The sequence below is a fragment of the Streptomyces sp. NPDC002577 genome, assembly GCF_053594815.1.
On record NZ_JBSFWK010000087.1, the window covers coordinates 1 to 10,495 of the forward strand.

Here is a 10,495-nt window from a genome sequence, read left to right on the forward strand (position 1 = left end):
CCGGGTCGAACTCGGTCCAGCGCAGCTTTCCGGCCTCGTCCCGGTCGACATGCAGGACGTGACCGCCGCCCAGCGGCTCCTGCTCGAAGAGGACGACATCGGGCTGATCCTGGCTGGTCAGGCGCAGCGCGCCGGTGGAAGACGTACCGACCGTCGCGATGCCGTGCGGGCCGGCGGCCGGGGTACTGGTCGCGTCGATGCGGGACGCCGTGCCGGTCGTGTGGTCGATCCACCAGTACTCGCCGGTCGGGACGCCGGCCCGCTGGCGAATGGCGACGGTCGTCTCCTGAAGGGCGCCGTACGCGTGGTAGACCCGGTGCTCCAGCGGCTGGCGGCCTGCCACGTCTCGCCGCAGGGCGATCCGCCCGGACCCGAGCGGGACGGCACTCACGGTGTCGTCCCGCCGCCCCGCGGCATCCAGGAATCGAGGCTCGGTGGTCTCGGGCAGCCCCACCTCGTAGTGCAGTGATCCGGTCCCGTCGGAGAGCCGGACCGTCCGCCCGTTGTAGACGCCCTCCTTGGTGAAGAACCACGTCGTACCCGCCCCGTCGGCGACGCCGAAAGCGGCGTCTACCCCCTCGGGAGTACCCGTGGCCAGAGTGAACCGGCCGGCGACCTGCGAAGCGTCGGCGAAATCGACCGTGCCACCCGCGAACGCGACCTTGATCCCCTCGAGTTCAGCGGGCGCGTCGCGGGCCACACTGCCGAGGAACACCTCGTGGTAGGTCTCCTCCCGGCTGTTGCTGAAGCCCCAACGCAACCCCGTGGGGATGTGCGTGACCTGGTAAAGGCCCTCGCCCAGCCCTTCGCGCGCAGTGGCGACGACGGCGTAGTCACCGATCGTCACCGTACGGGCGGACGACCCCGGAATCCCCTCGGTGACAAAGGGGAGCCGCTCCGCCAAGGGCAGCTCCTGGTACTTCACCAGGGCACGCTGAGCCTGAAGCTTCAGTTGCTTCCGGCCTCGGCCCATCGCGTCCACGACGTTCGGGTGGAGCAGATTCCGGGACCAGCCCGCACGCTCCAGCGCGTCCCCGAGCTCGGGCGCGATCTCCTCGACCCGCCCCACCGGGCGCGCTTCGAATTCCTCCTTCGGGAAGTACTTCCCGAAGTCTCCCTGGATCCGGTCCATGAGCCCTTGGACGCCCGACAGATCGGCACCCTCGCCCGGCCGGACCCCGTCGACCGCAGCCACTGCCTCGGCGAGGACTGCCTGGAACACCTCGGTCCGGTCGACCGGGTCGAACTCCGGCAGGGGGTGGTCCCGCACGACGGGACCGGAGTCGATGGTGCCCTCGATGATCTCCAAGTAACGCCTGGGCACACCGGTGCCGCGGGCCGTGGTGACGCTGGCCATGATGCCGGTGTCGGCGGACTTCTCCGGGGTGTTGCGGAACACCGAGTCCGGGTCGAAGTAGGCGTCCTGCAGGCCGACGTAGTGCGCCAACTCGTGCAGGCCCAGCAGGTCGTTGCGCTGCCGCCGCGCCTGGAGCTCCGCCGGGTCCAGGGCCGGGTCCTCGGACTCCAGCTGGAACTGCAGCTGGTGCGACATCTCGGGCTCGGACGACATGCTCAGCTCGATGGCCTCCCGGTCGTCCGAGACGGGAGTCAACTGCAGACCGATGTGCAACTGGTCGCCCGATCTCGGCAGTCGCAGACCAGTGTTGAAGTAGCCGTCCAGCGCGGCGCGCCAACGGCCCTCGAACTCCGGCAGCCGCTGCGCCGTGAAGCCCTCGCCGAAGCGCACCGGCAGGTGCAGCGTCACATCGCGCACCCAGCGGAGATCCTCGGCCTGGACCCGCCGGACGGTCGCGCGGATCCTGGTCTTGTTCCCGGGCAGCCAGCCGTCCGCGAGTGGCTTCCCTCGCATCGGATCGAATCGCTCGGTCACCAGCTGAGCGCCCTGCGCCTCGGCCCGCCGGTGCTCCCACTGCTCCGGCAGCACCGGATCCGCCACCGGCTGCACCATCTCCTGCGGCGCCCGCGAGGCCCCGCTCGGCACGGCCACCCCGTCGGCGAGGGCAGGCGAAGGCTCGTGAGCCCCGTACCCGCTGATGTCGGACGGTTCGGATACCGACTGCGTCGGCGCGACCTCCGGCGCCGTACGCGGCGGCCTCGCCTGGGCCGTGGTCTCGGCGGCACCGCCCCGCAGCCCCGGCCGAGACACGCCGACGCCCCGCTCCTCGGCCAGAGCCCTGGCCACCGTGACAGCCCGGACGTCCCGGTCCGGCGCGCCCGCGTTCTGATGCAGCTCCTGGGCCACACGCATGATCGCCCAGTACTGCTCCGAGTCCCGCTCCAGCAGCGAACCGCCGCCCTCGGCCACCGTCAGGTCGAACGGGTTGTGCTCCGCCGTGATCCGCGCCGCCTCACGCCACAACTCCCCGCCCGTACGCTCGTCCAGCTTGCCGAACGCCTCCGCGAACCACTGAAGCGCGGCCGACGGTGGCGCTACCTCCCGGGCCTCGATGTGCTCGTACTCGCCTTCGCCGTCGTCCGCGAACGATCGCGACTCGATCTTCAGTCGGGCCCCGGGAAGCAGCAGCACCTCCTCCTCTTCCGGCTTCGCCGAGAACGCTGTGATGTCCCGGCCCCAGTGCCCGGTGAGCTCCGCCTGGACCAGCACGGGATGGGCCGTAGGCAGAGGCGTGAGCCGCATGAAGTGCCTGGCACTGTCATCGTCGCGGCTGAAGCTGGCGAACGCCGGGAAGGAGAACTCGGAGCGGCCGGAGTCGGCCGGGTCGCCATAGCCGGTCCCCGCGAAGAGTTCCTCCGCGGAGCGCTTGCCGCGCCAGACCTCACCGGTTGCGGGCGGCAACTGCTCCAGCGCGTCCAGCAGCATCGCGGAGTGGGCCGCCATCTCCCGCTCGATGGCGGGCAGCAGCCTCTCGGCCACGACGTAGAGGATCTCCGTGTTATGGGCCTTCTCCTCCGGCGTCAGATCCCGGCGGTCTGCGGCGAAGAGCTGCCTGGCGACCGGGTCGGAGGTCAGCACGGGGGTGATGTCCGTGAGCGGCTTACCGAAACGCTCGTCGATAATCCGCCTGATCCGGCTGCGCAGCGCCGACCGGACCTCGGCGGGCCCGAACTTGAGCACGGTGTTCATCAGCGGGGAAGCCGTGCCGGTGTACGCCATCAGGGCGACGAAATGGGGCAGGGCCAGCCGTTCCAGCACCACCTCCGGGGCCATGTCGTGAAGGAGCAACCAGCGCTCGGCAGACGGCTCGACCTCCACCTCCGACAGCTCCAGGTCGCTCAACTCGCCGGCAAGGGAAGCGAACTCGACTCTCCGCTCCGCGGCTTTCTGCACCATCGCCGGCCCAGGCTCGGCGAAAACGCCGTCCTGGATCTTGGACCAGTAGACGGCCTCGTGCGGCAGCAGGCCGTGTTCAGTGACCTGCTCACGCACCTCGTTGAGCTCCAGCCCCGGAATGGACCGGTACATCCGCGCGGCGTCCTCCAACGCGGTCCCGGCCAGCGACGGCACCACGTCCGCCGTCCGCAGACCTGCCAGAACCTCGTAGAGCGAGTGCTCCTGCTGCGGAAGCAGCCACCCGATCAGGGCCAGCGCGAACCCTTCCCCGTCCGCTTCGGAAAGGTTCAGCGTTCGAAGGACATTCCCGAGCTCCGCCGCGTTCTGCGACGCACGCTCGGGAAGCGGCACGGCCGTGGCGCTCTCACGCAGTGCCCGAACGTCCAGGCCCAGCTCCTCCGCACTCGCCCAGTCACCCGAGCCGGCGATCCCGCGCAGCAACGCCGGCAACGCCAGCGGGGAATCGCTGGAGAGCGCCGCCTGGGAGAACGCTGCCATCAACTCCCGTACGTCCAGCTCCATCAGGTCGTCGAGACTGGTCAGCCGGGCTTCCTCCTCGGCCTGATCCACCGGCATCTCATCCGCCGCGAGGAAGACCGCGGTGATCTCCTCCTCGCTGAGGTCGGGATGGGCCTCGGAGAGCACGTAGAAGAGTCGGGCCACAGTTCTCTGGGCCATCTCCCCCGCCCTCGGGTGGCCGGCCGCGTAATCGGCCAGCCTCTCCTCGAAGTCCAGCGCCATCGGGACATAGGCCGGGTCCGTGTACAGCACGCTCAGCAGCCCGGGGCCCTCGGCGAACACCGCCGAGCCGCCCGGAACCGCCTCGGAGACCGGCGCAGGCGCGGCCACCGTCACGGGTACGTCGGACTCCCTCGTCGCGCCGGCCCCGCTGGACTCCCCGGCCAGAAGGTCCGGGGCGCCGCCCAGCAGCCCCTCCCGCACCGCACTGACACCCCACTGCGCTGCGAGCTCCTGCGCCACCGCGACGGCCCGATCGGTCCGGTCCGCCTCGCCCGTGAACTCGTGCAGCACCTGCGCCACACGCATCGTCGCCCAGAACTGCTCCGGGTCCCGCTCCAGCAGCGAGCCGCCGCCCTCGTCGACCGTCAGACGGAACGGGTTGTGCTCCGCCGTGATCCGCGCCGCCTCACCCCACAACTCCCCGGCAGCCCGCTCGTCCAGCTTGCCGAACGTCACCGCGAACCGCTGGAGCTCCGCTGACGGCGGCGCCGCCTCCCGGGCCTCGATCAGTTTGTACGCACGGATGTAGCTCGAGTCCACCTTGTGGGAGACGATCTCCACGCGGGCCCCGGGCAGGAGCAGTACCTCGCGCTCGTACCCATGGACCGAGAAGGCCGAGATGTCCCGGCCCATGTTCCCGGCGAGTTCGGCACGGACCAGGACGGGACGGACCCCCCGCACCTGGTCCGTGTTCATGAACCCACGTGCTTGGTCCTCGCTCCTGCTGAAGCTGGCGAACGCCGGGAACGACATTTCGGAGCCGCTGAGGTCGGAGGAGTCGATCCCTCCGATCCCCGCAACAGAGCCCACGCCCCGCCAGACCACACCCGACGCCGGAGGCAGCTGCCCCAGAGCATCCATCAGCATCGCGGTGTGGACCACCATCTCCTGCTCGATGGCGGGCAGCAGCCTCTCGACCGCGGCGTGGAGCTCCTCCGTCAGCCGCGCCTTCTCCTCGGGCCGGCGGGCGAGCCGAGCGAGCAGCCCTCGGACGCCCTGTCCGTCGGTCAGCGCGGGGCTGAGCTTCCAGTGGTCGCGGAGGTGCTCTTCGATGAGCAGCTTGATCCGGCTGCGCAGTGCCGGCCGTACCTCGGCGGGCCCGGACGTGAGCACGGTGTCCATCAGCGCGAAAGCCGTGCCGGTGTACGCCACCAGGGCGGCGACGTGAGCCGGACTCACCTTCTCCAGCACCTGCGACGCCGTCGTACGGTTCTCCCGCAACCAGCGCTGGGTAGGCGATTCCTCGTACGGATACAGAGGCGGCGTGTCACTCAACGGCACGCCGACGAGGTTTTCGAACTTCTTCCTCTTCCGGTCTACGGTGCCCAGTTGCGCCCTACTGGGCTCGCTGAAACCACCCTCATGGACACCAGTCGTGATCTTGGACCAGTAAAGGGCCTCGTGCGGCAGCATGCCCGCGGTGCCGACCTGCTGACGTACCTCGGCGAGCGACACCCCCGGAATCGACCGGTAGACCAGCGCCGCATCGTCCAACGGGTTCCCCACCAGCGACGGCACCACGTCCGTCGTCTGCAGACCGGCCAGAACCTCGTACAGCGAACGGTCTCCCAGCGGCAGCATCCGCCCGATCACAGCCAGCGCGAAGGCTTCCCCGTCCGCCTCGGGCACGTTCAGCAGCCTGAAGGCGTTCCCGAGCCTGGCGGCCGTCCCCGCCAGCACACCCGACGGCAGCTCCGCACCCTCCAGCACGGCCCGCTGCTCACGCAGCGCCTCCGCATCAAGCCCCAGCCTCTCGGCCTCCGCCCAGTCACCGGACCCGGCGATGCCACGCAGCAACGCCTTCAGCGTCAGAGCGGAGTCCTGGAACAGCACCCCGTTCGCGAAAGCCGTCATCAGCTCCCGCGAACCGCCCCGCTCCAGAAAGCTCTGGAGACGAGACTCCGCGGTCGTTCCACCGACCTCGTCCGCCGGCTCCAGGCCACCGAGGAGGACCTTCGCGATGTCCTCCCGGCGCTCCGCGGGATGGGCATCGGTGAGCACCTCGAGCAGACGCTCCAGACTCTGCCGCGCAGCCGTCCGCGCCGACGGATGACCGGACGCGAACTCACCCAACCGCCGCTCGAACTCCTGCGCCCTCGGCAGGTATCCCGGGTCCGCGTACAGCGCCCCGAGGCCGGGACCCCTGCTCGGCGCCGAGGTGCTCTCCGGCCACACAGAAACTCCGGAAGCGGGCACGGTGGGTTCCTGGGTGGCGTCCGGCTGCACGGTGCGCGAACCACTGGACTCAGCGACCGCAACGTCCGCAGAGCCGCCCAGCAGCCCCGGCCGCCGCGCCGCATCCACGCCACTCTCCGCGGCCAGGGCCTTGGCCACCGCAACCGCCCGCTCATACCGGTCCGGCGCACCCTCGTTCCCATGCAGCAGCACGTGAAGCCCGTCACCCGAGTCCGAGCCCTGGCCGGACCGGCTTTCCTGGTCGTCCGCGGCCGCTGCCGTCCGCCACACGGCGGCCAGCCGGGGGTGCGTGACCTGCTGTCCCGGCCTGTCCAGGCGACCGGCGAGATCCACCAGCCTCGACCGGGCACCCTCGTCGACCGGGGTGATCGCGCCGGTGCCGTCCAGGCGGCGTACCAGCGCGTCCAGATGGGTTCCGGTGATCTGCGTGTCGGGCGCGATGCTCAGAACGTCGCGGGCCAGATCCGCGGCACGGCGTGCGTTCGCCAGGCGCTCGACCGTCACGTGCTCCGGACCGCCGTACACCTCACTGGCCAGCTCGCCCACGTGCCAGACCTGCAGGCCGTCGGCCGCGCCGATCCGGTGGGCCAGCGGCAGCAGATCGTCGTGCCTTACCAGCGAGCCGGAACCGGCGATCTGCTGCAACGCGTTCCGCAGCGCGCTGGGCGGGAGCTCCGGCAGCTCCTCGACAGCCTCGACCAGCTCATAAGCGCGTTCGCCGTCCCCGACAACCTCACGGGAGGTGATGTTCAGGCGCGCCCAGGGCAGCAGCAGCACCTCCTGCTCGTCCTTGGTCGCGGAGAAGGCCGAGATGTCCCGACCCGCGTTCCCGGTGAGCTCGGCGCGGACGAGCACGCGGTGAGAACCCGGCAACGGATCGTTCCTGACGAACAGGAATCTCTCTGCCTCCTCACGGTCCCGGCTGTGGCTGGCGAACATGCCGAAGGAGAGCTCCGAGCCCTCGTAGCCCACCAGGCGTGTGCCACGCCAGACCTCACCCGACACAGGCGGCAACTGCTGCAGCGCGTCCGCCAGCATCGCGGCGTGAGCGGCCATCTCCCGCTCGATGGCGGGGAGCAGCCGCTCGACCACCGCGTGGAACCGCTCACGATGCCGCTCGAGTTGCTCGGGCTCCATTCCCCGGCGAGACACGGCCGTGAGAGCGGCGAACTCCGGGTACTTGCCCAGCACGGGCAGCAGGGTGAGCCCACTACTGAGGTGCTTCTCGATGTGCCATTCGATCTGCTTGCGCAGCACCGAACGAGCCTCGTTCGCATCGGGCTTGAGCAGCGGATTGATCAGCTCGTAGGTCAAGGCGGTGTAGGTCACGAGCGCGGCGAAGTGGGCCGGGGTCAAACGCTCCAGCACCTGTCGCGCCGTCATCCCGTTCACCCGCAGCCAACGCTCCGTCCACGAGTCCTGTTCCGGAGCGTCCGGCAGCGGCTGGTCGACGAGGTCCTTGAAGTCGGCCAGGCGTTCGCGTGTCGTCGATCTCCCGCGCGGGCCGAGCCCGGTGAAGCCCCCGTCCGGGACCGGGGTGAAGATCTTGGACCAGTAAAGGGCCTCGTGCGGCAGCATGCCCGCGGTGCCGACCTGCTGACGTACCTCGGCGAGCGACACCCCCGGAATCGACCGGTAGACCAGCGCCGCATCGTCCAACGGGTTCCCCACCAGCGACGGCACCACGTCCGTCGTCTGCAGACCGGCCAGAACCTCGTACAGCGAACGGTCTCCCAGCGGCAGCATCCGCCCGATCACAGCCAGCGCGAAGGCTTCCCCGTCCGCCTCGGGCACGTTCAGCAGCCTGAAGGCGTTCCCGAGCCTGGCGGCCGTCCCCGCCAGCACACCCGACGGCAGCTCCGCACCCTCCAGCACGGCCCGCTGCTCACGCAGCGCCTCCGCATCAAGCCCCAGCCTCTCGGCCTCCGCCCAGTCACCGGACCCGGCGATGCCACGCAGCAACGCCTTCAGCGTCAGAGCGGAGTCCTGGAACAGCACCCCGTTCGCGAAAGCCGTCATCAGCTCCCGCGAACCGCCCCGCTCCAGAAAGCTCTGGAGACGAGACACCGCGGTCGTTCCACCGACCTCGTCCGCCGGCTCCAGGCCACCGAGGAGGACCTTCGCGATGTCCTCCCGGCGCTCCGCGGGATGGGCATCGGTGAGCACCTCGAGCAGACGCTCCAGACTCTGCCGCGCAGCCGTCCGCGCCGACGGATGACCGGACGCGAACTCACCCAACCGCCGCTCGAACTCCTGCGCCCTCGGCAGGTATCCCGGGTCCGCGTACAGCGCCGCGAAGCCGGGGCCGCTGCTCGGCGCCGAGGTGGTCTCCGGCCACACGGAAACTCCGGGGGCAAGCACGGTGCGTACTTGGGTACCGTCCGGCTGCACGGCCTCGTGACGGACGGCACCCTCCGGGAGCAGGCCCGGCTCTTTCCCGGATGCCGGCTCGGACATCTGCGCCGCCCGGGACGCCGTCGCGTTCGCGCGCGAACCAATGGACTCAGCGACCGCAACGTCCGTGGAGCCGCCCAGCAGCCCCTCCCGCACCGCACTGACACCCCGCCGCGCGGCCAGCTCCTGCGCCACCGCGACGCCCTGGTCGATCCGGTCCGCCTCGCCCGAGAACTCGTGCAGCACCTGCGCCACACGCATCGTCGCCCAGAACCGCTGCGAGTCCCGCTCCAGCAGCGAACCGCCGCCCTCGCCGACCGTCAGACGGAATGGGTTGTGCTCCGCCGTGATCCGCGACGCCTCACGCCACAACTCCGCGGCAGCACGCTCGTCCAGCTTGCCCAGCGCCGTCACGAACCGCTTGAGGCCCGGCAGCATCGACAAGTCGCCACCGGAGCCCGGGCTCTCCCCGGCCCGGTCTTCCTGGTCCTGCGCGCCCGCTGCCGCCCGCCACGCATCGGCCAGCCGGGGGTACGTGACCTGCTGTCCCGAGGTCGCGAGTCGACGGACGAGTTCCACCAGCCTGGACCGAGCGCCGTCGTCGACCGGGGTGATCGCTCCGCTGCCGTCCAGGCGGCGTACCAGCGCGTCCAGGTGCGTTCCGGCGATCTGCGTGTCCGGGCCGATCCTCAGTACGCCGCGGGCCAGATCCGCCGCACGGCGTACGTTCGACAGGCGCTCGACCGTCACGTGCTCCGAACCGCCGTACACCTCACTGGCCAGCGCGCCCAGGTGCCAGACCTGCAGGCCGTCGGCCGCGCCGATCCAGCCGGCCAGCGGCAGCAGATCGTCGCGCTTGACCAGCGAGCCGGAACCGGCGATCTGCTGCAGCGCGTTCCGCAGCGGGGTGAACGGGAGCTCCGGCAACTCCTCGACAGCCTCGATCAGTTCATAGACGCGCCGGTCCTCGTCCTCGCGGACCTCACGGGACGTGATGATCAGGCGCGCCGACGGCAGCAGCAGCACCTCCTCCTCGTCCTCGAGCATGGAGAAGGGCGAGATGTCCCGGCCCCAGTTCCCGGTGAGCTCGGCGTGGATGAGCACGGGGTGGGAATCCGGGCGCGGAGCCTTGCTTTCGAACAGGAACCCGCCCACCGCCTCCTCACGGTCCCGGCTGAAGCTGGCGAACCTGTCGAAGGAGAGCTCCGAGCCGTCGTAGCCCACCAGGCGCGTGCCACGCCAGACCTCGCCGGTCGCAGGCGGCAACTGCTGCAGAGCGTCCGCCAGCATCGCGGCATGGGCCGCCATCTCCCGCTCGATGGCGGGGAGCAGCCACTCGACCACCGTTTGGAACCGCTCACGCTGCCGGGCAAGGTATTCGGGGTCCTCTCCCCCGGAAGGCATGGCTGCCAGAGCACCGAACTCCGGGCGGCGCCACAGCGCGTGCGGCAGGGGGGTCTCGTCGCGGAGGTGCTCCTCGACGAGCCATTCGATCTTGCTGCGCAGCGCCGAACGAGCCTCATCGGGATCGGACTTGAGCAGCGGATTGATCAGCTGGTAGGTCGAGGTGGTGTAGGTCGCGAGCGCGGCGGAATGGGCCGGGGTCAGGCGCTCCAGCACCTGTCGTGCCGTCATCCCGTGCAGCCGCAGCCAACTCTCCAGCCACTCGTCCTGCCACGGTTCCGCGGGCAACGGCTTGTCGACGAGGCGCTCGAACTCGTTCCTTGATTCCTCAACCCGCGATATCCCGTGCGCGTCGAGCCCGGTGAAGCCCCCGTCCTCGGGCGCAGTGAAGACCTTGGACCAGTAGGCGGCCTCGTGCGGCAGCATGCCGTCCACCGCGACCCACTG

General features: G+C 70.3%; 1 protein-coding gene. It reads right to left on the reverse strand.

Features of this window, described 5'->3' with window-relative positions:
• A partial coding sequence (locus tag ACWD4J_RS43690; protein WP_451401128.1) for a hypothetical protein occupies positions 1–10,495 on the reverse strand: 10,495 nt, incomplete at both ends.